The 22,633-nt window shown below is 31.6% G+C and carries 13 protein-coding genes and 1 tRNA gene; all 14 read right to left on the minus strand.

Annotated elements, in window-relative coordinates; translation table 11 throughout:
- Positions 1–22 precede the first annotated feature (22 nt).
- On the minus strand, positions 23–1,219 hold the full coding sequence (locus P178_RS0114150) for an ankyrin repeat domain-containing protein (RefSeq protein WP_051638319.1): 1,197 nt from the start codon (positions 1,217–1,219) through the stop codon (positions 23–25).
- A 58-nt stretch (positions 1,220–1,277) separates the two neighbouring features.
- The gene (locus P178_RS0114155; RefSeq protein ID WP_027066822.1) at positions 1,278–2,453 is read right to left on the minus strand and encodes a hypothetical protein; all 1,176 of its coding nucleotides are present in this window, start codon (positions 2,451–2,453) and stop codon (positions 1,278–1,280) included.
- A gap of 144 nt (positions 2,454–2,597) precedes the next feature.
- On the minus strand, positions 2,598–3,881 hold the full coding sequence (locus tag P178_RS0114160) for an McrC family protein (protein ID WP_027066823.1): 1,284 nt from the start codon (positions 3,879–3,881) through the stop codon (positions 2,598–2,600).
- A 4-nt stretch (positions 3,882–3,885) separates the two neighbouring features.
- Positions 3,886–7,128, minus strand: coding sequence for an AAA family ATPase (locus P178_RS23290; RefSeq protein WP_027066824.1), 3,243 nt, complete (start codon positions 7,126–7,128; stop codon positions 3,886–3,888).
- A 39-nt stretch (positions 7,129–7,167) separates the two neighbouring features.
- Positions 7,168–9,912 carry a P-loop NTPase fold protein gene (locus P178_RS0114170; protein WP_027066825.1) on the minus strand — a complete coding sequence of 915 codons (2,745 nt, stop codon included), beginning with the start codon at positions 9,910–9,912 and terminating at the stop codon, positions 7,168–7,170.
- A gap of 13 nt (positions 9,913–9,925) precedes the next feature.
- Positions 9,926–11,365: a restriction endonuclease subunit S gene (locus tag P178_RS22135; RefSeq protein WP_051638320.1), complete on the minus strand. Its 1,440-nt coding sequence runs from the start codon at positions 11,363–11,365 to the stop codon at positions 9,926–9,928.
- Positions 11,366–12,769: an N-6 DNA methylase gene (locus P178_RS0114180; protein ID WP_027066826.1), complete on the minus strand. Its 1,404-nt coding sequence runs from the start codon at positions 12,767–12,769 to the stop codon at positions 11,366–11,368. It lies immediately after the preceding gene.
- Positions 12,770–14,707: a DUF262 domain-containing protein gene (locus P178_RS0114185; RefSeq protein WP_027066827.1), complete on the minus strand. Its 1,938-nt coding sequence runs from the start codon at positions 14,705–14,707 to the stop codon at positions 12,770–12,772. It abuts the gene before it with no gap.
- Positions 14,708–14,709: 2 nt separating this feature from the next.
- Complete coding sequence (locus tag P178_RS0114190) at positions 14,710–16,086, minus strand: DUF262 domain-containing protein (protein ID WP_027066828.1); 1,377 nt, start codon at positions 16,084–16,086, stop codon at positions 14,710–14,712.
- A gap of 3 nt (positions 16,087–16,089) precedes the next feature.
- Positions 16,090–19,335: a type I restriction-modification system endonuclease gene (gene hsdR / locus P178_RS0114195; RefSeq protein ID WP_027066829.1), complete on the minus strand. Its 3,246-nt coding sequence runs from the start codon at positions 19,333–19,335 to the stop codon at positions 16,090–16,092.
- Between the two features lie 228 nt (positions 19,336–19,563).
- Positions 19,564–19,869 carry a DUF6804 family protein gene (locus P178_RS0114200; protein ID WP_027066830.1) on the minus strand — a complete coding sequence of 102 codons (306 nt, stop codon included), beginning with the start codon at positions 19,867–19,869 and terminating at the stop codon, positions 19,564–19,566.
- A gap of 397 nt (positions 19,870–20,266) precedes the next feature.
- Positions 20,267–21,064: a hypothetical protein gene (locus P178_RS0114205; RefSeq protein WP_027066831.1), complete on the minus strand. Its 798-nt coding sequence runs from the start codon at positions 21,062–21,064 to the stop codon at positions 20,267–20,269.
- Position 21,065: 1 nt separating this feature from the next.
- Positions 21,066–22,460: a tyrosine-type recombinase/integrase gene (locus P178_RS22140; RefSeq protein WP_036146901.1), complete on the minus strand. Its 1,395-nt coding sequence runs from the start codon at positions 22,458–22,460 to the stop codon at positions 21,066–21,068.
- 55 nt (positions 22,461–22,515) lie between these two features.
- Positions 22,516–22,589: transfer RNA gene (locus P178_RS0114215), tRNA-Met, on the minus strand.
- Positions 22,590–22,633: the final 44 nt, after the last annotated feature.

Below are 22,633 nucleotides of genomic sequence, written 5' to 3' on the forward strand. Positions count from 1 at the left end.
TTAAAGTCAAATAACTATATTATTATATATCATAATCCACAGAACCAAGATTTTGAGGAACTGGATTATTTAAAACCCATTTCACAGCAAATTCGCACATGCTATCAACTTCTTCATTGTACTGCTTTATGTCTTTAATAAGTAGTTTTAGCTCTTCTAATTCAGAAGACGAAAGACTTTTGCCAGTACTAACAAATTCTAAGAAAGCATTGTTCATATTATTATGATTACTACTCCAATTTCCGCCGCCATTTCTTTCGATTTCATCAGATATTTTTCCTGAGATTCTAATAACTTCACCTTGTATGGTTTCAGATGGTCCGCTTGAGGGTACTAATAATTCCCATAATTCTTGGTGTTGTTTTTGCCATGATTTGTTGGTTACGGTAATGATGCTTTTTCCATCATGCATTACTCTATTTTGTACTGGAGTAACTTCAAACAATTTATATAGTTTGTCTAACGCTTGGCTATATTGTCCAACAGTATCTTTATTAAACCCCTCCCTATGAAACTCAAACGTTTTGCCAATCTTTTTTACAGATGCCTGCATTTTTGTAGTTTTTTTGGCTCCGGCTGATAAGAAAATATGAGAGATTTCCACCATCTTTAAAATGTCAATGTTATAGCACATACTTAAAGAAAGTTCTAATGCAGTCAAGCCACTTTCGCTCATAGCATCTACGGAAGTTCCGGCATCAAGTAATATTTTACAATTATTAACATTATGTGAAAATGCTGCCGTATGAAGTGCGTTTCCAATTTTACCATCGCTTAAATTGATATCTGCGCCTAATTCTAAAAGACTAGTAATATTGCCGAATATGCCGATTGACCTACTATGAAGGGGAGTGCTACCATAAGTATCTGTAGCGTTAATGTCAGCTCCATTTTCAATAAGCCACTTTGCCAATTCATGAGGGCATTTGTCGAATGCTAAAGCAGTTTTTTTAGAGTATCCTCCGTAGGCATCAATATTGCACTTTTTTAAAACTGAAATAAGTTCTTCAATTGTGCTGTTTTCTAATAACTCGTTAAAATTTTTAGGTAGGGTTTTTCTTTTGTTAGATGTTGGTTTTTTATGGATAGCTGCGCTCTCTGGTGGCTTTACATTTTCTTTAAAATGGTTTTCAATATCTTTTTTAGCTTTGTTTCCATATTTTTTGGCGTAGTAGAAACCTAAAGCAAAAACTAGAATGGTTAAAAATGTGAAGGTCATTAGTTAATTTAACTTAATACAACACTAAGGTTTTTGTTAACTGTCTTATAGACATTGTTTACTGATCTCTATATTCGAGAACTTCTTCATAAACCAAATTATCTGCACCATTGTATTTGTTTATTGTAGTTCTTTTTATTGGTCTATTATGTGCATCATATTCAATTGTAATAAAATAATCTGATTTTTTCCAATCGAATTTCATCCTTTTATAATTATTGACAGAGTATTTAAGTCCTACCATTAGACGATAGATATAGTCGTGAGATTGTATAACTCCTATTTCGTCAGAGTAATTAATAACTCCTAATTTATCGTCATAGTCAAAGTATTCAAGACCATCATTGTTAGAAACAGAATTACGGATACCAATCATATTATTGTTTTCATATAATATGTCAGTTTCACTCTGTTTTAAAATTAAGTTTTCCGAAGATAATTGGTAATCTACCCCTGCTATTCGACCTGCATAATCACGGTTTACATCAAGTTCGCTTTCATTTATTGAAATGATATTTACACCATTTTCTGTAGAACGATCAAATGTTATACCTACATAATTAGACGGTAAAATACCCATATTCCATCCGCAATTGCTTTCTGAACAATCCAATAGGGCTCTTATTAATTCCCCTTCGTTATTATATTCCATATGGTAATATGCATACGAAGGACCAAAGGTTTGGTTTTCTTGATTTATCTCAAGTCCTGTTAGTTTTTTGTTAGAATCGTAATCTAAAGTATAAACTGTAATAATGGAATTATATGTCGGATTATTACTTATCGTAATCTTCTTTAAATCGGTGGATAACACGCTTTGTTCTGAATCGACGGAAAGGGTTTTAAATGAAATTTCATTCCCATAGGCTATACCTTGTGCATTTTTTGCATAAGCTCGCAAATAATAAACTGTGTTTTCATCCAAATTTGAAATTAAACTGGTAAAAGTATTTCTGACACTTTCATCTTCTGTAAAATTATCTTGAATAGTTGGATTTTCCGTTTTACCATAGCAAACACCATTACTTGTAATTTGACTACCTCCATTGTCGGTAATAGCACCTCCACTTTTAATTGATGTAGAAGTTAGATTTGAAATTGGCGTTGTAGAAATAACAGGTAGTTCATAATCCATTTCTTCTTCTGCATTATTATCATCCGAGGAAGTACAACTTCCAAATGCAAACAATATTAATATATAAATAGGGATAAATTTTAAATACTTTCGAACCATGTTTTTATTAAAGTTAATAAGCTTAGTAACATACTATCAAAACGGATTAAAGTTCTTTTAAGTCTATAAATGCATAAAAAATTAACGCTATTAAATAGAATTTACTTAATGGACTGCGATAAAATGTATAAAATCACTGGATTTCTAAAAATTAGTTTCCGACTCAAATGATAACCCTATCCATTTTTCAATTTCAAAGGTTATTTCTTTTTGCCAATCTCTAATATTGGTATTATGTGGTAAGGATATTACACTACATTCTTCTAAACCTATACTTTGTGGGCTTTGCTCATTATGGTCATAATAGTGACCATGAGTTTTCTTTATGGTAGAGCCTGGGTATATTAATGCAACTTTCTTCGCATTATAATACTTCATGTAAGCAAACATTTGGCGAAGGTCTTGCGGGGAAGGATTATAGTTTTTAATATTCTTCCATTTGGTGTCTAAAACTACACAATTGATTTCTCCTTTATTTAAGACAATATCTGGTCTCATTTTAGAATTATAACCATTACTTGGTTTCCAAAAATTTCTTGTGTTTTGAGCAGTAATTGTGATTCCTTTATTTTTATGCTTTCTTAAACTCGTATAAACAAACTGTTCCCACAAAGCATTCATATCAAACATTAGAGCTAGTATGTTGTTAGAACCTTTACTAACATCAGGGTGGTAGTTCAAGAGCAAAAGCTTAGCTATTTCTATAGCTTTTTGATACCCATTAGTCTTTCTGTTTAATACCAATGTATTAAAGGTTGCATCTGATATTTTAATATCGGGCATTTCTGGAAAATCAAGTAGTAATGACTGTATAGCACCTTGCAAACTCTCATTTGTGTTGATGTTTGCTAAAAGTTTTATAGCCTTATAAAGAATTAGGTGAAGTTTATGTTCTGTATCATACGTTGTATGCTGAATGTAAAAACGTTCTTGATGCACTAAATTCTGACTTATATGTTTTCCGAATTTGAGATTACCTTTTAAGCTGGTTCCGTTGCCTTCTGTTTTTCTATATTTTTTTACTAAGCCCTGTCGTAGGAGATACTTTACCTCATTTATGAATATTTCAAAATATAAATCAAGTATAGAGTTTGATTTTAATTTTAGACTACCAGAAGTAGGCGCATTTAATTTTAGCACACCAACGGTATGTAGCATGTCTATAAGCACTCTACGCCAACTTTCTTTAGACGTCGTTACACTTTTGTCAATCTTAGGTAAAACCTCTATTAACGTGTTTCCAATTTGTAATACACCTACGTATTCACAAAACTTAACTCCGTTATGTACAAGGGAATAGTAGGGTATACCAGTTTCCCCATAAAAAGCTTGTAAAGATTTCAACTGATCAATAGTTAATCTTTTTGCTCCTCTATCCGTTCGTAGAATCTCATATTCAAATACAACTATGTGGTGTTGGGTGCTCAAATTTCTATCCTATAAGTTTTAGAAGTGCTTTTTTAAAATCTTCATTGTTCATTTCTGTAGCATCTTTTATTCTATACATCTTTCTTTCTAGTAATGTGCCTAAATCATAATCTTCAAAAGAAGCAAAGAATCCGTCTTCATTATCATCTTGAATAGACTTTACAAAACCTGAGCCTAATACTAAACCTATCTTACCGTAGTCCCCAAAAAAGTATTCTTGTAAAAGGGGTATGACCTTATTGGCAAAAACAGCTTTTAACTGTTTAAGATTTTTTACTTTCAAAAAGTAACTATGCCCTATGGCATGGTCTCTATCTAATAATTTTTCAATTCGGTTATTTATGGTTTTCAGAACTTTCACTAGGTTAATATCCTCTACAATACCATTATTAGCACTGCCAACTTCTTTTATGAATTTTGGCTTAGGTGGCATTTCAGTAAAGCTAAACCTCCTTCTTAATGCAGAATCCAAAGCCTCTACACTTCTGTCAGCAGTATTCATAGTCCCGATTATATAAAGATTGGGTGGTACGCCAAAAGTTTCTTTGCTGTAGGGTAGTTGAGCCATAAGAGCTTCATCTGCGCCTAGTCTTTTATCCTTTTCAATTAATGTGATTAATTCACCAAAAATTGCCGATACATTACCTCTGTTTATTTCATCAATAATCAATACAATAGGTTTGCCGGTATTACCTTTATAAATGTTTTTATCTAATTCTTTAACTGCCTCTCTTTTTTCTTCTGGCGAGTACTTTCGTTCAGTGTTATTCAGAATATTATCAAAATGATTTTCTTTTTGAATAGCATTTAAAACTGACCAGTAAGCTGTTGAGTTACTTCCACCAATAATAGCTCTAAATGAATCATTTATATTAGAGATTTCATCTAAATTGGTAATTGCCTTTTGCAATTTCGAAAGCCTGGTTTTAGATACGGTATATGTTCTTAATCCCTCTAAATGTTTAATCTGAATATTGCCTTGTTGAGAAATACTGTCTACATATACTTTACCGCCATTTTTAATTTCAAGCTCAACCTCAGTTTCAGAAGCTAATCTCTCTTCTAATTTCTGAATGAAATTATCGTAAGCTAAAGAGAAATCTAAAACCTTATCAGTATCTGTATCATTATTATCTAGGGCAAAGTTGAATGAAGCTTCAATACAGGCTTTTTTAAAGATGCCTTCTATTACTTTATAAATAACAGGATCACCTTCTTTTTCAGGTTCTATAGGTTTTATGCCTTCTATAAAATCTTCATAAGACATGCTTTGATGAAAAGTGGTAAATATGATTTGACCTTCAGCTACTTTTAAATCATATAGTTCTTTTATTTCCTTTCTGTCTAAACCATCAATTGATTCGCCACATATTTCTAACGCTCTGTTAACGGTGTTGAATGTTTTACCTGTACCCGGTGGACCATATAAAATTGAATTTATTGGATAGCTCATGGTTTGTGTTTTTGAAGTAGAAATCTGATTGTCATTAATTATAGCCATAAGGCGTTCATGATAAGTACTGTGATTTGAATCTGGCGAAGGATAATTAGAAATGTCGGTTAACGTTTTTATGGCTAGATTATGACCAGCATTCCAAATGCCCTTCTTTTTCCAGTTAACCTTACGAACATGCTTAAACTCTTGTGCGTTAAAATCAAACTCATAGTCAGATGCAATAATGCCATAACCCAAAAGCTTTGAATTTCCCTTTTTAACAAATACTACATCACCAATATTCATTTCAGACATGAAATTAAAAGTAGCGGTAGCGTCATTTTTTTTAGAGCTATCCGTATCATATAAATCTTGGAGCGCTTTTACAACATCTTCTTTTGACTGGTAATTAGTTAAATCTCCTAATTCGCCCCATCCTAACGCCATCATACCTTTTGAGTAGAAGTGGTCCCATTCATAAGCATTTTTTCCTGGGGAATATAGCCAATACTTAGGCTCTTTAGTATCGTATGCAAATATGGAATAGATAAAATCTTGTGTAAGTATATTGTTATCATCCTCCCTATACGATTCTGGTGTTAGTCTATTTTTATGCAGTTCAATTAGCTCTTGATGTTTTATTAAAATTGACTTTACTTGTTGGTTAATACTGTTGTTGGTCAGTATTTGAATAGCAACTTGACCAGTTTTTGGAGCTGTAAGGTCGAATTGTTGGCAGAATGTTTTTAGTACGCCATGTTTAAAAAGAGAATGTATTGCCGGGTATTTAAAGCCAAGTAATAAACTAATTGCCCTTGCATCTTGGTAATGAGATTTATCGTCTCTACCAGAAGATTTGTTGTAGTCTATAAGCAGGCTATCCATTATAGAAATATATTCTGGTATACGTGCCTCTAATTCTACATTCTCATTAAATAGATTTTTTAGAGCCTCAACAACTTTTGTTTTATTGATTCGTGTAAATTCTTTGAGCATATTTATAGGTAGAAAATGACTGCCCGCCCATAAATTTTGACTTCCAGGAAAAGAAGCATCTAACATAGAAACTATATCATCTGCATCTAAATTCCAATGATTTTGAAAATTCTGTATAGCTTCCCATTTATAAATTTCATCGTAATCTTCTGAACTTTTTACTAACGTTTTATACTTTACTAAATAAGGTTGTAATGCTTTTTCTAGGCTCATATTAGTGTTTTCTGAAAAGTATGTATTTAAAAATTTCGAATAGTTCTCTTTACCTAGAACGGCAATAGGAATACCTCTACTGTGTTTTTTGTCATAATCATAGAATTCCTTACGTTTTATACGCTCCTTTTTACTATTTATAAAACTTATATAAGAAATCATTTCCTTAAAGTTGTCCTTGTTAACTGAAAATAAGTCCTTATCGAAAAAGTCGTTGATTTCATTCAATTTCTCTATTACGGAGTCAACGGTTTTACCATAGTATGGCTGATAATTAATAGTGGCATTTTTGAGCAACCATTTCGCAAATTCTTTTTTTACAATTTCACTTTCTATTTCTTGATTTTTAGGGATTACATCAAAACCATTTTGCTCAAAAGCCAGAAAACAATCGGTACCAATACCACCTTTAAAATAGCGTTCAATTTTTCTGCCAATTGCGTGGTAGTTAGCGTAAACCATAACAGCTTTAGGTGGATACCTTTTGCCTTGGTAAACTAAATCATAGGTAGAGGAAGGACCAAAGCCATTTGGTAAGCCTTTATTTTGATAATCTTTGATGCCTAATAGGATATGTTCTTTGGTGACTTGGTTGAATAGCATAATTATCTAGGTTGAAGTACTCATTTCGGGCATTATTTTTTAAAAAGGAAGCTTATTGATAGCTTTAAAATATTCATCTTTTGTTAAAGATTCATATTCATTTTCGATAAAAGCTTGAACTAATAATTTCATGTCTTCAAACTTATCCTTATCAATTATTTTTAAGTCAACCTCTGTCAATTTTATTGACTTTAAATAATCATTGAAATTATCCCAGCCTTCTTGATAGAATTTATTATATAAATCTTTATTAATAGGGTCTTGAATTAAAGCAATTAAAGTTTCGGGATTGGAAAAAATTTGAGCTAAAGAAAAATTTGGGGAATAATTACTAAAATCAAACTCACTATCATTTACTTTTTCTCTAACTGATTCAAATAAAGGAGAGTTAAAATACTCTGCAAATCTTTCTCTAATATCATTTTTTAATAAGTAATTTGAATCATGAGAACTTATTATATTCTTATTATAAACAATAGCTTCTACATGCAAGTAATATACAGACCTAATAATTTCTGGACTAAATTTATTTTCAATTAGGTATTTTAATTTATTTAAAAGTAACATTTTCAAATCCTCTTCAGAAAACTCATTATTGCTAAATCTTAGGTAATCAGTACTATAATCTAATTGACTTTTTAAACGTTTCAAATCCAAATTAATATCTCTAAATAGAAAATCTAAAAAACTTAAAGATTCCTGTTTAATTATCTTTAATATATCTCCTAAAAACTCTTCTTTATTTTTTTTGTAAAATGAATGAAAAGCATTTCTTAAAATATTAATACTATTTTGGTCATCATAAGTATTACTATTTGGCAAAATAAAATGTAATGTTCTTAAAATATCTAAATACTGCTCTTTTGAGCTTGCTGAATTATTAAAAATGAATTGTTTAATTTCATTTACAATATGAAAATGGGATATATTGCTGTTTTGTGAATGTTTCTTTGCAAGAGGAAAAAGCATATTTTTAGAATATGCATTTAATAGTTCAGTGATTGATAGTTTGCCACCAACAATATTATTTCTCAAATAAATATCTGAATAATAAATTTTAGAAATAGAGTTTTGATTTTTTTGATAAAACTTAGTAGATTTTTTACCAAAAAGTCTACAAATAACAGCATCAATGATTTCAATGTCTGTTACAGAATAATCGGATATTATATTCAGAAGTCTTTCCTTACTTTCTTTTTCATAAATAAATACATTATTTAAACTATCCCCTCCAAATACCTGTATGTTATTATTTACTTCATCTACAATACCTCTATTTAGAAATGAATTATTATCTGAGAATAGCACCCTGTCTAATTCTCTATACTTATAAGTTAATAGCTTTAGTAAAATATATTCTTGTGGAACAACATCATATTCACTAATTAAAAAAGAATAATTAAATTTAAATTCATTGACAAATCTTTTTACATCTCTATAAGTTTTTAAAAAATCTTGATACTTTAACTTATGATTTGTTGCACATGAATTATCTTCAGCATCCATCAAATTTTCTATTACAATATCTTCACTAAATAATTCTAAATCTCTAAATAAGTTTTTAAAAGCTTCATTGAATCCTTTAAAATCTTTTCCTTCATTCTCATTGATGAAACTATTATCAATATGTTTAAAGAGTTCGGTTAATATTAAATCTGAATCAAATGGTAAAAGATTAATCTCAACATTAAAAATCTTATCCAAGTAATTATCCTTTGGTTTGTTAATACTATCCACTACATATTTTCTGTCGTAACCAGCTATGAATATTACATTAGAAAAATCAGATAATGTTCTAATTAATTTTAATGTATTAATAATCTCAACACTTTCCAAACGGTCTAAATCATCTAGCAAAATGATTATTTGCTTGTCAATTGATTTAATATTAGTATTTATGCTATTGTAGTAATTTTCAATTGTTTCATTTTCAGAAAGTAATTCTTTTCCAGTAGAAATAAGTTTATTTAAATCACTGTCAGAAAGGCTTAGAATAGAATTAACATAGTTGTTAATATCACTTGAAATTTTAGCAGAGTAAGGTTTTAATTGATGCTTTAATTCCTCAAAAAAATTCTCTATTATAGCATTAGAGCCTTTGTTTTTCCATATTCTGTACCAAAAAACAATTTCTTTTGGCTGTACTTTTTCATACTCGTTTTTAAACCTATGTAAAAAGCTACTTTTACCATAGCCCCAAACAGCATTCATACCAATACTAAAAGCTTCTTCTGGTTTAAAATTAGTTACAACTTCTATTAATTTTTGCAGAATAGCTTCGTTATCAATTTCTCCATTATTAAAAACTTTATCTTCTATGAAAAAATTAGAGGAAATTCCTGATTCTTCAAATGCTATTTCTTTTTCCCTTTCTTTAACTTTTAGCTTATCATCTTTAGCCCAAACTCTAACCAAATTTATAAAATGTAAAGAAGCGACTATAAATATCGAATCTGCATAAACAAACCAATTATCTAACTTTAAAAACGTTATATAATCTGTAAATACATATCTTAAAAAAAAGTGTATAGTAACTATATAATATACTAAGAAAGTTATTCTATTATTATGAATAAATGCTTTCCAAATTAGTACTGAATACATAATAATAGATAGTATTAATAAAGCAAAGAAACCTGTCGCAAAAGCACTTGAATGGTAATTTACTAAACCACCAATTTTCAGCATCAAATTAGTAATAGTTTCAATGAAAATTAATGACAAACCAATCGTAATTATATAGGTAATAACAAATGCTAAATTATTTTTTACAAACTGCTTCATATTTACTATAATATTACTTTTTTCTCATCCTATTAACAGACTTCTTACTCCCAATCTCACGCAATTTCTTAATCTCTTCCAACAGCTCCTTAGCATCACCATCTGTATCTAACTGCCTCACCAACTCACCTTTAAAGGCTTTGGCTAAAATAGCTTGTGGTAGACTATCTATTTTTTCTTTTAGGCTTAGGTATTGCGCTTCTATAGCATTTGCTTTGGTAAATAAATGTTCTACTCGGTTTACGATTTCAGTTTGTTCTTCTACACTAGGAATAGGAACAGGAAGTTTTCGAACCTCCTTCAAATTAATTACAGGCATATCAATACCTCTCGAATTAGCTTTAATCCACAATTGCATCAAGGGTGATGACAAACAGAAATTCAAATATTTTGGAGTAATAAATATTGATGGACGAATTCGTGCTGTGGCTCTTCCCATATTAACTCCATCTAATTCCTCTGGAATCGTCGCAACTTTTGAATGTCGTATAATTCCTAAAATGGCGTCACCTTCAATAAGTTTTGATCTGTTAAATTTTTTTGCAATTTCTTCAGATGTATTCATTAGCTGATCTTGAAGTATTTTGCCATTTACTATGTCCAGACCTCTAATGTATGGAACGCCTGAAGTTAATTTAGGACCAGGTTGAACAATCCCGTAGACTATCTCAGCTTTTGAACATCTTATCTCATCAACAGTAAACCATCCCCAATTTTTCGGAATTATCGGATGTTCCTTCCATGGGTTATTGGGTGTTTCCCAACGATTGATAGAAGTATAATTGGAATATAATTTTTTGTTTAATTTTATTTGCTCTTCTATCAATTTGATACTTACTGAAGTATGATTCGTTACTCTCCATTTTTCCGTAAGCTTACCAGTTACCGCTTGTGTTAAAACCGCTTGCCTAAAGTTTTTAAGCAGTTGTGGTATGTGGTCTAAACGGGTTTTTAAAGTGTCTAAATGGTTAAACAATACGTCTAGTTTGGCAACAATGCGTTGTTGTTCTGCTAGTGGTGGAAGTGGGAATAATATTGGATTGACTGTTTTAAAACTTAGCGCCTGCATTGTCGCGCCTTTTGAAACTAAACTGTGTTGAAAACCGCTTGATTTAAGGTAATAGGTTACATACTTTTTATTTATATCAATATTAGGAATAACTCTGAATAAGTTATTAGCAATGACTCCTGTTTTTCCATAACAAACAAATCCAACTGTTCCATATCGCACTAATGCAATATCATCCTTTTGCATATGGTATGTTTCTCCAGGATCAGTCACATATCTTGGTAGTTCATTCGTTTTAGTAAAATCAACAATTCGCAAAAATTGAACCATACCTTTTTTAAATTCCAAACTTTGGTCTGGTTTAGATACTTGAATACCTTGTCTTAAAGTGAATAAATCACCGATAGTCGTTTCGACCCAATTTTTTGGCAGCATATTTTTCATCTAGTGTAATGCTTTAATTATGGCATTCAACTCTTTGGTAATGCTAGCTAATTCGGTTAAAGCCTCCTTGGCAATGTCTATAGGTTCGCCAATATCTTCGGCTTTGGTAATGCTATCGTCTGCAATTAGACCTAAATCTAAAGAATCGTTCTTTTTAGCTATGGTTTCCCGGGTAATACAACTAAAGCGTTCATCTTTAATTTTGTTTCGGTCTTTAGTGGTATAAGCTTTTTCAAAGTTTTCAAAATAGCTTTCGGTAAATGGGGTACGCTTTCCAAATTTTGGCATGTTGGTACGCATATCGTAAAACCAGACTTCTTTGGTATTCCCTTTATCTGTTTTACCACGCTCAAAAAACAGCACATTTGTTTTTACACCTGCGGCATAAAAAATACCTGTTGGCAAACGCAAAATAGTATGAAGGTTGCATTTATCCATAAGGTCTTGGCGTACTCTTTGTCCGTCGCCATCTTCAAACAATACATTATCTGGTAATACTACTGCTGCACGTGCACCGCCACGTATATGTAAACTGCGGTAAATACCTTGTAAAAAGTTGAGTTGCTTGTTAGAGGTTGGATAGACTAAATCGGTTCTAGTTGGTCTGTCGCCTCCTTTTTTTGTTCCAAATGGTGGGTTTGCCAAAACTAAGTCCATATTCTTCACACTTTCACCATAACTGCTCAACGAGTCTGCTAAAGCTATGTTTCCGCCCATGCCATGTAGAAAGGCATTCATCATGGCTAAACGGTGGGTATCGCCAACCAACTCGCAACCACTGTATTGGTCCGTTTGCAGATGTTTATTTTCAGCTTCAGTAAGGTTGTATATATCGTTGTGCTTTAGAATATAATGGTGAGCTGCAATCATAAAGCCATATGTTCCGCAAGCAGGATCGTTAAGGCGTTCACCAACTTTTGGGTCCATTAAACGTACCATTACGTTAATTAGTGGTCGTGGTGTAAAGTATTGTCCCGCTCCAGATTTTTTCTCACTTGCGTTTTTTTCTAGTAAGCCTTCATACATTTCGCCTAAGCCTTCATCTTTGGCTTCAAACCAATCGAGCTCGTCGATGTGTTTTATAATCTTACGCAAGTTGGCAGGTTCCTGTATACTGGTTTGTGCGTTGTTGTATATTTTTTGGATGTTCCCCGTGCTCTCTGTACCTAAATGCAGTAATAATTTACGGTAAAAAGTAGCGAGTTCTATTCCTTCTTTTTGTTTTAAGTCTTCCCAACGGTAGCCTTCTGGTAGCTTATCGTTATAGTCGGTTTCTTCTGCCATTTTAAGGAACAGAATAAAGGTAAGTTCGTTTAAGTATTGGTGATAGGTAATACCATCGTCACGTAATACGTTACAAAGGTTCCAAAGTTTATTTACTATTTCTTGTGTGGATAATGCCATTTATTTTGTTGTTGTTTTGGTATTTAATAATGTTACCATGTGTTCTTGATGTTCGTTAACCGTGTTTTCATTCCAGGTGTTATAACACATCATTAATCGTTGTTTTAGACTTTCGATACCATTAGCCCTTTTATAATGTTCTTTCTTAGCTGTAGGCGAATAATTGCTAAGTTCTGAATTTCTAGAAGCACTTATCAAACAAAGATTGCCAAAGTTGTCAATATTGGTAATTGGTTCGTCATTATTTTTAGGTTGTTGCGGAGAGTAATGTTCAACAGAACTTCTAAAAGAAAATTCGAAACTATTAAGCTTAAAATTCAGATAATCTTCATCTATGTTTTCTAGAGAAATTAATTCTTTCTGATTTTCAATATCATATAATAAGAGGTAATCTAATCTATTAAAAACGAAGTTGTTTACACTAGTTCCAATGTTTAAATGCGTAATTAATTGTTGCTCTGAAGGTTCTATTTCTGTATCAGCCTCATCGTCATTAAAAATAATTTCATGATAATCTAACGTGTCATTTAATCTATTGAAATAGAAGGCATCGGATAAAGATTCTAAATAGTTTATAAACTTATCAATATCTATTTCTTCTTGTTCATATAACCATAATAAACATGCGGACAACCAATGCTTATAATTGGTTTGGGGGAAAGAAACATGAAACATACTTTGAAGGTGAACCAGCTTGTTTTGTTGTCCAATATTTTTAAAGGTATTTACATAATAACCTATATCTCTACCTTGTTGCTTTTTCATTTCAAGAATAGCCCAAGACTCAGAATCATTATTATAGTCTCTTTTTAGAATATAATTATCGAATAAAAACTTAAGGTACAGAAGGTTATCTGCAAATTTTTTAGTTAAATCGAGGGCGTTATCCTTTTCGAAAATATGTTCTTTAAATTGAGTAATTAACTTTTTGTCATCTAGTTGAACGTTAGAATCAACGGTAATTCTTAGCACTTGTAATAAAAAATGGGGAAAAGAGGTAACAGGCGTAAAACGTTCTAAACCTTCTTCATTAATTTCAGATTCTCTATCTTTTTCTAAATCAACCTTACCTAAAACGATATTGCGAAAAGTGTTCTTTTCATTAGTTACAATTAGTGTAGATTCAGTATGGTAGGTTTTGTTACATATGTCTTCAAAATCTTCAAATTCAAGCTCGTTCCAAAATTCACCAAACAAGGCTTTTCTATGTTGAATTTTAAATACGTATTGTACGTAACGGTCCATATAAGAACAAGCTTCCCATATTAGGTTGAAAGTTTTTCTATATTTTTCACTTTCTTCGGATTTAGATAATACATCTAAAAATTGAGCTTTTAGTACCTCATGTTTTTCCAATTGTTCACCTCTATTGTTCATTACTTCAAAGTAATGATTAAGGTCAGTCTCTTCTGGAACTTGAATGCGTAAAATTTTCACCTTGGTTAAAAAATACTCTAAAAAGGCTTTGAACTTATCTGATTCTGAAAAATCCCTATCGAATAGTTCTTCAAGTTTTCGGTTGATAATTTCATAAGCCTGTGCCATTTGTGGATGCAGGTCTAGAGTAGTTGACGCATAACCATTTTCATTAAAATAGCTTAAAGTTCTATTAGACTTTACTCTGCTATCAAACTGGAGGTTAACATCAACATCATTAAAGTAATTGTTGCCCTTAGCTTCATGTTTTAATATACAGGCTAAAATGTTTAATGTAGTCAAGCGCTGCTGACCATCTATAGTTTCATAAATATTTTCTCTTTTATAGACTATTAAACTACCCAAATAGTAATTATTACCATCTGGATATACATCATATATATCTTGAATCAATTGACTTATTTGAGACTCTTCCCAAGCATAGTTTCTTTGGTATATTGGAATATTATATCGGTCTTCTTGGCTGAAGATTTGTTTAATGGTTAAATACTTTGGTTCCATATTTAGCTAGCTATGTATTTTAACTCATTAAAAATTTTAATAAGAGGTTTTGTTTTTTGGTTATCACTATTTCCTCCGTAAGGTTTAACGCTATGTAATTCTTTATAAAAAATCTCTTTGGTGTTAATAGATTCTCTCATTATTTTAAAAAATCCATTATTATCAGCCCCTAAATTATCAATAGTTCTAAGCCTTACAGAATGTTGTTCAATTCTAGGAGTATACACCCATATGAAAAAGCGTACTATTACTTCGTCAATCTTGTAATAACCGAATTTATCTAAATAATATAACAGGCAACAGTTGAACACATTTCTAACATATAAATCACCAGTTCTATTACGGGCATCATAAGTATCTAATTGGTTTAAGATTTCAAGTGCTTTTGTTTTGGTGTCTTTTATCTTTAATTTGATTTCATTAAGGTTATCATTGAAATTTTTTACTTTTTCAACTTCTTTACCATAGTGAGAAACAAACTCAAAAAATCGCTGGCCATTCACCATTATTTGATCTAGTTGAAAAGGATAATCCAATTTATGACCATCGATATTTCTATTCAGATCTCGATTATACATTTCTGTATAAAAATGATTAATTCTATGGGTCTTGGTGAAGTTGAATTCTTGAGAATCATCTAAAGAAATTCCTTTAAATACATCTACTTCATTTTTCGTGAATTCTTCTGCTGATCTACCTTTACTCCAATTTCTAATTCTATATAAATAGTTTTTAAATAGTTTATCTAACTTTTTCTGGTCTAGATTTTCCCAATATTCTACACATAATTTTTTCTCTTCTTCCGAATTATTTGCCATCTCTCTTAGATGAAAAGCTTTTAGCAAATCTTGAGGATATAAATCTTTTCCTCTAGAATTTTGAGAATCAAAAAATTGAAATGCTTCTGAAATATTAGAGATTACCACCCAAACAACTTTACAATGATGGTAGAAGAACTGAATTGTAGATTCATCGAAATTTCTGATTTCTCTTAAGATTACATGATAATTAGCTTTGAGGTTTTTTTGAGATATTAAATTATCAAATTCAAGATTCAATAATGATGACTCTATGGTTTCGTATTTTTTATAGAATTTATCATCTACAAATGTTTCAGTAATAGCTAGGTAAATTAAGCTTAAGGTCAACATTCTTTGTTGCCCATCAACAATATCCAAATCAGAAATTTCATCTTCCTGATGAACCACAATAGTACCTAAACGATAGTCTGAGCTTTCTTTGTTGAGCCTTATATCATCTAATAATTGTTTTACATTTTTCTCGGTCCATTTATAAGGTCTTTGATAATCTGGTATATTTAAATTTTTATTTTCAAAAGCTTCTGCAATAGAAATTATTCTAGGTTCTAAATCTATCATTTGTTAAGCGTACAGGTATTCGTTAAGTTCTTTAATGATTTCAGCAGTGTCATTTTTAAACACTTTATCTAATTTTTTCAATCCTCCATCTACACTGAAAGGGGGTTTGTTTAAATCTTCTAGGGTGATAATTGATTCTTTTTGAAGCTGGGCTTCCATTTTATCAAGCCACTTTAATTGAATTTGATTCCAATCATGAGAAGCTTTCAGTTTAGCAACTGAGTTAGTAATTCGTTCTTGATGGTCTACTAATGTTTCCCCTAATGCAGATGTACGTATGTGAGCAATGATATCAGCCACTATTTCTGTATTGGTTACTTCTTTGTAGGCTGTGTTTAAGTTGTTTTTATTGAACCCTTGCGTATCTAATATTAAGCGTAATTCTTTTAAGTCGTTACGAGTTAAGCTACTAGGTTTTGTACAAACAATGTTTAAAGCCGTGATCTCATTTCTATTATTCTTTATATACTCGGTAAAAGATTCTAAATAATCTTTAGGCTTTAAGTTTTTCTCATAGGCACGAGAAACATCTTCTAGTTTGTCTGCGTGATCACTATATAGTGTGCCATAATTTAACGCCTTACCTTTTTCACGGTCTAAAAATTCCCATAAATGTTCGTAATCTTTAAAAGTTTCATTTAGGTTTTCTAAATCTATGGATTTTAGTTTTTTGGCGAAATCCCTAGCTGTAGGTTCACTAGATAATATTTGAAATTGTTCTTTCTGTTTTTCATTAAAACCAGAGAGCTTTCGCTGTATTTTAGCTATTATTCGGTCTAACTTAGCCTCTTTTGAATATTCATCTTCAATGATGGCAATTTCTTCAATTAAGTTATTGAAGGTTTTAGAAACCAAAGGAGCAACAGGTTTCATAACTTGTTCTTTTGACATTATCTCGGTAACACCAACGCAGTCATAAATTTTAAATACCTCTTTACCAATTTCATCGCAACGCCTAGTGGCACGACCTATCATTTGGTCATAAAGAATTCTGGAGTTTACCCGACGTAAAAAGACTAAATTAGAAATGCTAGGTACATCTATACCGGTGGTCAATAAATCTACCGTTACTACTATACTTGGGTACTGGTCATTTTTATATTTACGGAGCAAATCTTTTCTATTATAAACTTCACCTGTGATTTTTACAATGGCACCAGCATCAACATCTTCACCTAGCTCTTCATACTCCTCATACAATAACTTAACTATAGTGTCAGCATGGTCATTGGTAGCAGCGAAAATTAATGTTTTTGCTCTTTTTTCTGGCAGTATACCATAAGTAGATATAAGTTCATTTAAGACAACACGGTTAAAATTTTCAGTGATAACTTTTCGGTTAAACCCTGTTATTTCAATCTTTATTTCATCTTCAGTAACACCTAAATCTTTTATCTCATTTTCTTCAGGGTCATAAATTTTTACCTCGTCGCCTTTCTCCCAAACAATTCCGTCTTTCGATAGGGTAGTTTGAAATACATAAGGTGGTTCAAAATCTATAAGATATCCGTCAATCACTGCTTGCCGATACGAATAAAGAAATACAGGTTCACCAAAGATATCCTTGGTATGTAGGGCAGGGGTAGCAGTTAAGCCAATACGATACGCATCAAAATAATCTAGCACCATGCGGTATTTACTTTGAAAATCGAGTTGGTCACGAAGTATGATTTCCTCCTGGTCCATTTCGCGATCTAAAGTATAGCCCCTGTGCGCTTCATCAACCACAATACAATCATAATCACCAACACTTGGCGAATCATCAGAATAGGCGATGCGTTGCACCATACCCTGTACTGTTGCAAAATGAATTTTGGTATCTAATTCAGAAGCTTTATCCTCTAAATCCCGTAAGTCATAAATTTGGGCAAAGGTCTGCAATCCCTCTACGTGAACTTCCTTAAAAGCATCTGAAGCTTGTTCGCCCAACATTCGTCTATCCACTAAGAACAAAATGCGTCTAAATCTACCGGAAGCAATTAAACGATAACACATACCTATCATGGTTCGTGTTTTACCTGTCCCGGTAGCCATGGCTAATAATGCACGTCTATCTTCGGTATTCGTAAGTATCTTATGTTCTACAGCTTTTATGGCGTCCACCTGATATTCTCGTAGACTTAAACCACTAGGGTCAGATAGTAAATCGTAACCTGTTTTTTGAAGTTTTTCTACACCCTCATTTTCATCATAGTTCAGTTTTTCCACTAAATCTCTAGGAGAAAACCAACTAGGTAATGGTCTTGCTATATTTTTCTGATCTCTACCATCCCAGAACCAAATTCCAGAAGCCGTTTTAAATTGCTCTAAATACGGTTTTCCATTGGTGGAAAACATAAATGGCACTTTGAAATTTGAACTGTTCTGATGTTGTGGAAATGATATATTATTCTCTTCGGTAACCAGTTCACTATACGTTTTGGCTTGACCCAAATCGCTCATCACATTTTTAATGTGCTTTTTAGCTTCTACGATACCAATTAACTCTAAACCATTGAACAAAGCATAATCTGCCCATTTAGTACCGCATTTCCATTCTGCAATAGCCATTTGTTTACCTTTTTTAGGTAGGGTTTTGTTAGATTTATAATTCAATGTCTGAGTGTCGCACACCCAACCAGCATCTCGTAATTGTTTATCTATTCTGTCTCTAGTTTCCGCTTCTTTTTCTTCGGTTTTTCTAGCTTTTTCAAACGCACGTTCCTTTCGTTCTTCTTTTGCTTCAGGAGAAATTTGAGTGTGTTCTTTTATTTTTTCTTTATAGTTTGCTACTTCAACCTTCAGCAATTCTAATTCTTTCTCAAGCTCGGTAGTTTTTGTGTTGTCACTAGTAAACCATGATTCTTCAGGGGGTGTATAATCTCCAAATACCTCTTCATCTTCATAAACTTCAATGAACCATTTCGTTAAGTAATACGCTTGCCTAAGCATATAACGGGCTTCTGGTTGAGAACCTTCACCTGAATGAGATGCCTTGTTTCCTGATTTTCTAATTGTATGGAGTATAGATATAATTTCAGACGGAGTTTCTGAATTATTTTGCAATACGGTAAGTCTACTAATTTGCCTTTTGTCATTTGGTTCTTCTAATTGTTCAAAATCAATTAAGATACTGGTCAATTTTTCAGATAGTATTCTCAATTTAGATAACGTAGTACTAGGGTCGGAATAGCAATTACGTTCCCCTAATATTGCCAACTGATAAAGCCCTAAATAGTTGTCTTTTAAAAAACTAAAATTGGTTTTCATATCTAATTATGATATTGGTTTGGTCAAAACACAAATACAACACTTTTGAACTCAATTTTATTCTTTTCTTAGAATGGGGAACAAAGAATAATATTTTAAAAATTAAGTTAATAAAAAATGAACCTTAAAGATACCTATTGTATAAGAGAAATCTTCCAGGATTTTTATCAAAGAAGCACAATTATTTTGATATTTCTTTATGGGAATCCGTAAACCATGAAAAAGAATTTAATCCGCTAATCTTTTCTTGGGAATAAAAATGCTAATAAGTAACGCTACACCAACCACCACATCTACCATATTCCATATTTCTCTACCCAATGCTATTTTGTAAAATGGCTGAAAGAGTAGGGCAAGTGCTAAAAAAATATATACCTGTTCACTTTTATCTTTTTCATTAGCCCTATATGCTAAAAATCCAAAACTTGCGAAGGCCAGAAAGCGTACTAATTGAAAATAGCCGTAGGGCATATTTAGAAGGCATAGGAAGAAGAGTAGTGCTAAGGATATTTTAATAAGAACTATAATTTTCATTATTACTTAGATGATTTAGGGTTACAGCTATTAAGGGAATACTAAAGTCATTTTTTTATTTCAATTATTGTTGAGGATTCCCGTAATCACGTAAAATATTTTAATTATAAAGCAATAGTAAAGGTTGTATTTATATAAATCTAATGAAGAGATTATATAATTTTTAATAGGCGATTAGTTTCAGAGAATTACCAAGAAATTTAAATACAATATTTTTTTGATGAAATCACTAAATAACCACTAATTTGGTACTATAAGTCTAAAAATGGGATTTAATATTTTTCTGCTCCTAGTTTACATCCCGTTAATGGTAAACCTTGAAGGCAATTACAGAGTATATATTAAATAAGTATGTACCTGTACATACATATGAGGCAAGTTCATTTACGGAATAAATTTAAGTTTTCTTTTCACTAAAAACGTGCTTCATTAAATACGCATCCATTTCTTCCTCGGTGGGTATTTTGTTTTTAAAAGCCTTGCTATTTACAGATAGATTGGGATTTTCAATATTGGTATTATCGATGGTTGGAGATTGAAAAGTTTTGTTTTTTTCAAACTGATACTCATCATTCAATGCCAAAATGATTTTAAGCTCACCTTCAAATTGAATGATTTCTTTAAATATGGCTACATCATCTTTGATTTTTAAATCAAAGTGATTGGAATTACCCAATAAAAATTCATCTAAACCATTAGGGTGTTCATTTATAGCTCTTTGTTTTAATGCATCACGTTTCACATAATACAGATCTAGCTTTGGGGTATTCTCTAATTTTGGTATGCCATTAGCGTTTTCTAACATGTTTACAAAATCAAAATTGGGAGAGGTTTTATTATTAATAATACTCACGTAAAGGACTCTACCAACCATTTTGGCTTCTTTTTTCTTTAAGCCAATAATTTGGTTATTGAATTGATGGAAAAAATTGATGAAGACATTATTTATATATTCTTGATAGGTATGTATTAAAAACTTGTAATATGTATCCAATAATTCTTTTGAAGGCTCTAATCTAACTTTGAAATTATTAGCATCCAATAAGTTAATAGGAGTGTTAGATGGCAGATTAAGTACCCTAGTTGTAACGAATAGTTTTTTAGTTTTAAAAAATTTCAATCTCTGTTCGGATGATAACTCATTAAGTAACTCACCTTTTAAACAACCAAAATAATTCATATTCCTTTTAGCCATTTTATACTTTATTTATTGTTGATGGTTGTAGAAATTCAGAATAATCTTCTGGTAGTTCGGCATCAATATCACGTAGATATTTTTCGAGTGAGGTTAATGTAGAATGTCCAGTAATACCTAATAAGGTACTTTTGGTTTCGCTAGGATTAAGTTCCTTTCTCATTTCTCTATATAATTTTGTTATATAGGTATGTCTGTAGCTATAAAGTCCATATTCAACGCCTAAATTGAAATTATCCTTCACTTTTTTAAATCTTTTTGAATAATAGTTTCTTTTATCACGTTCAGGAACATCCCATTCTCCACCAATTTCATATGGTGTAAATAAAGAATGTTCAGGATTGGCACTAGAAAGGTCAGGTAACAAATTCAATAAAATCTCTGGTATGATTTTAATCTTTACTTTTTTATTTTTTGCTTTTACATAAATCTTTTTATCTGAGATATCGATATCCTTGACTTTTAACCTGCATACTTCAATAGGTCTCAAGAAACACAGTGAAATGAATTGAACAAAGGATAGTAATAGTTTGTCATGTTCCTCCATATAAGTCTGTAAATCGGACTCTTGTTTTGGAGTAAAAGTTTTATTTCTTGTTGGCTTAGTTGATAGCGGTTTTATTTTAGGTATAAAATTATCATCAATAATTTCATTATCCTCCAATGTTGTGAAAATAGCACTTAAGCTTGTTCTTGCATTATTCCGTGTTCTAGGTGATGTTCTTGCTAATACCGAATTAAGATATTGAACTACAGTTTTCTTTGTAATTGCTTTTATATCATTGATTTCATTCTCCTCCAGCCATTTTTGAAATTGTTTAAGTGGACCATGATAGCCTGAATAAGAGTTTGGACTTAAAGATTGTTTTTTGATCTTTAGGGCAAAATCGAAGGCTTCTTGAATAGAAGTGTATGGTTCTTCTATTATTGGAGAAGTAAGTGGGGCGGGAGTAGCCTTTTTTATGACCTTAGTGGGTGGTTCAACTTTTTTAGGGATAGTTTCAGTATCTTTTTTATCAAGGACGTTAGACGAGCTTAATTTAGATATTAGGTTTGAATTATCTGCATTAGGTACATAACCACCCTCTAAACGTTTGATTAAAGCTCTTTTAATAACGTTCATGAATAGTAAACGCTCACGTTTTGTTTTAAAACGATTTACTCCAGCTTTAATAGGAGTTTGTCTAACTAATTTTTTGGTTTCGGGATTTCGATAGGAGAAATATACATACCAATCTTTAGTAAGAGCATCTTTTTTTTGCTTGCTAGATAGCTTGGACCAACCTTTTATGGGGACACCACCAGTGTAGAATTTAGGTTCGGAATAGTTCAGTTTCATGTTCAAACCGTATACGTTATCGTATACGGTAGATAAAAGTATGAAATTTAAGGACATAAAAAAACGGCTTGTGCGCACACAAACCGTTGATTTTATTGGTCTTTACCTATTGTAGCGAGAGGGGGGCACGATCCCCCGACCTCCGGGTTATGAATCCGACGCTCTAACCAACTGAGCTACCTCGCCATATTATTTTTAAACGGCTGCAAATATAGTGGTAATTTATTTGT

It is taken from the genome of Maribacter sp. Hel_I_7 (assembly GCF_000688315.1).
GTDB lineage: Bacteria > Bacteroidota > Bacteroidia > Flavobacteriales > Flavobacteriaceae > Maribacter > Maribacter stanieri.

Bases quoted from the DNA above. Each gene is read 5' to 3' on its own strand.
- hsdR (WP_027066829.1), bottom strand. From the start codon at position 19,335: ATGAAAACCAATTTTAGTTTTTTAAAAGACAACTATTTAGGGCTTTAT.
- P178_RS0114205 (WP_027066831.1), bottom strand. From the start codon at position 21,064: ATGGCTAAAAGGAATATGAATTATTTTGGTTGTTTAAAAGGTGAGTTA.
- P178_RS22135 (WP_051638320.1), bottom strand. From the start codon at position 11,365: ATGAAAAATATGCTGCCAAAAAATTGGGTCGAAACGACTATCGGTGAT.
- P178_RS0114155 (WP_027066822.1), bottom strand. From the start codon at position 2,453: ATGGTTCGAAAGTATTTAAAATTTATCCCTATTTATATATTAATATTG.
- P178_RS22140 (WP_036146901.1), bottom strand. From the start codon at position 22,460: ATGTCCTTAAATTTCATACTTTTATCTACCGTATACGATAACGTATAC.
- P178_RS23290 (WP_027066824.1), bottom strand. From the start codon at position 7,128: ATGCTATTCAACCAAGTCACCAAAGAACATATCCTATTAGGCATCAAA.
- P178_RS0114150 (WP_051638319.1), bottom strand. From the start codon at position 1,219: ATGACCTTCACATTTTTAACCATTCTAGTTTTTGCTTTAGGTTTCTAC.
- P178_RS0114170 (WP_027066825.1), bottom strand. From the start codon at position 9,912: ATGAAGCAGTTTGTAAAAAATAATTTAGCATTTGTTATTACCTATATA.
- P178_RS0114180 (WP_027066826.1), bottom strand. From the start codon at position 12,769: ATGGCATTATCCACACAAGAAATAGTAAATAAACTTTGGAACCTTTGT.
- P178_RS0114200 (WP_027066830.1), bottom strand. From the start codon at position 19,869: ATGAAAATTATAGTTCTTATTAAAATATCCTTAGCACTACTCTTCTTC.
- P178_RS0114190 (WP_027066828.1), bottom strand. From the start codon at position 16,086: ATGATAGATTTAGAACCTAGAATAATTTCTATTGCAGAAGCTTTTGAA.
- P178_RS0114185 (WP_027066827.1), bottom strand. From the start codon at position 14,707: ATGGAACCAAAGTATTTAACCATTAAACAAATCTTCAGCCAAGAAGAC.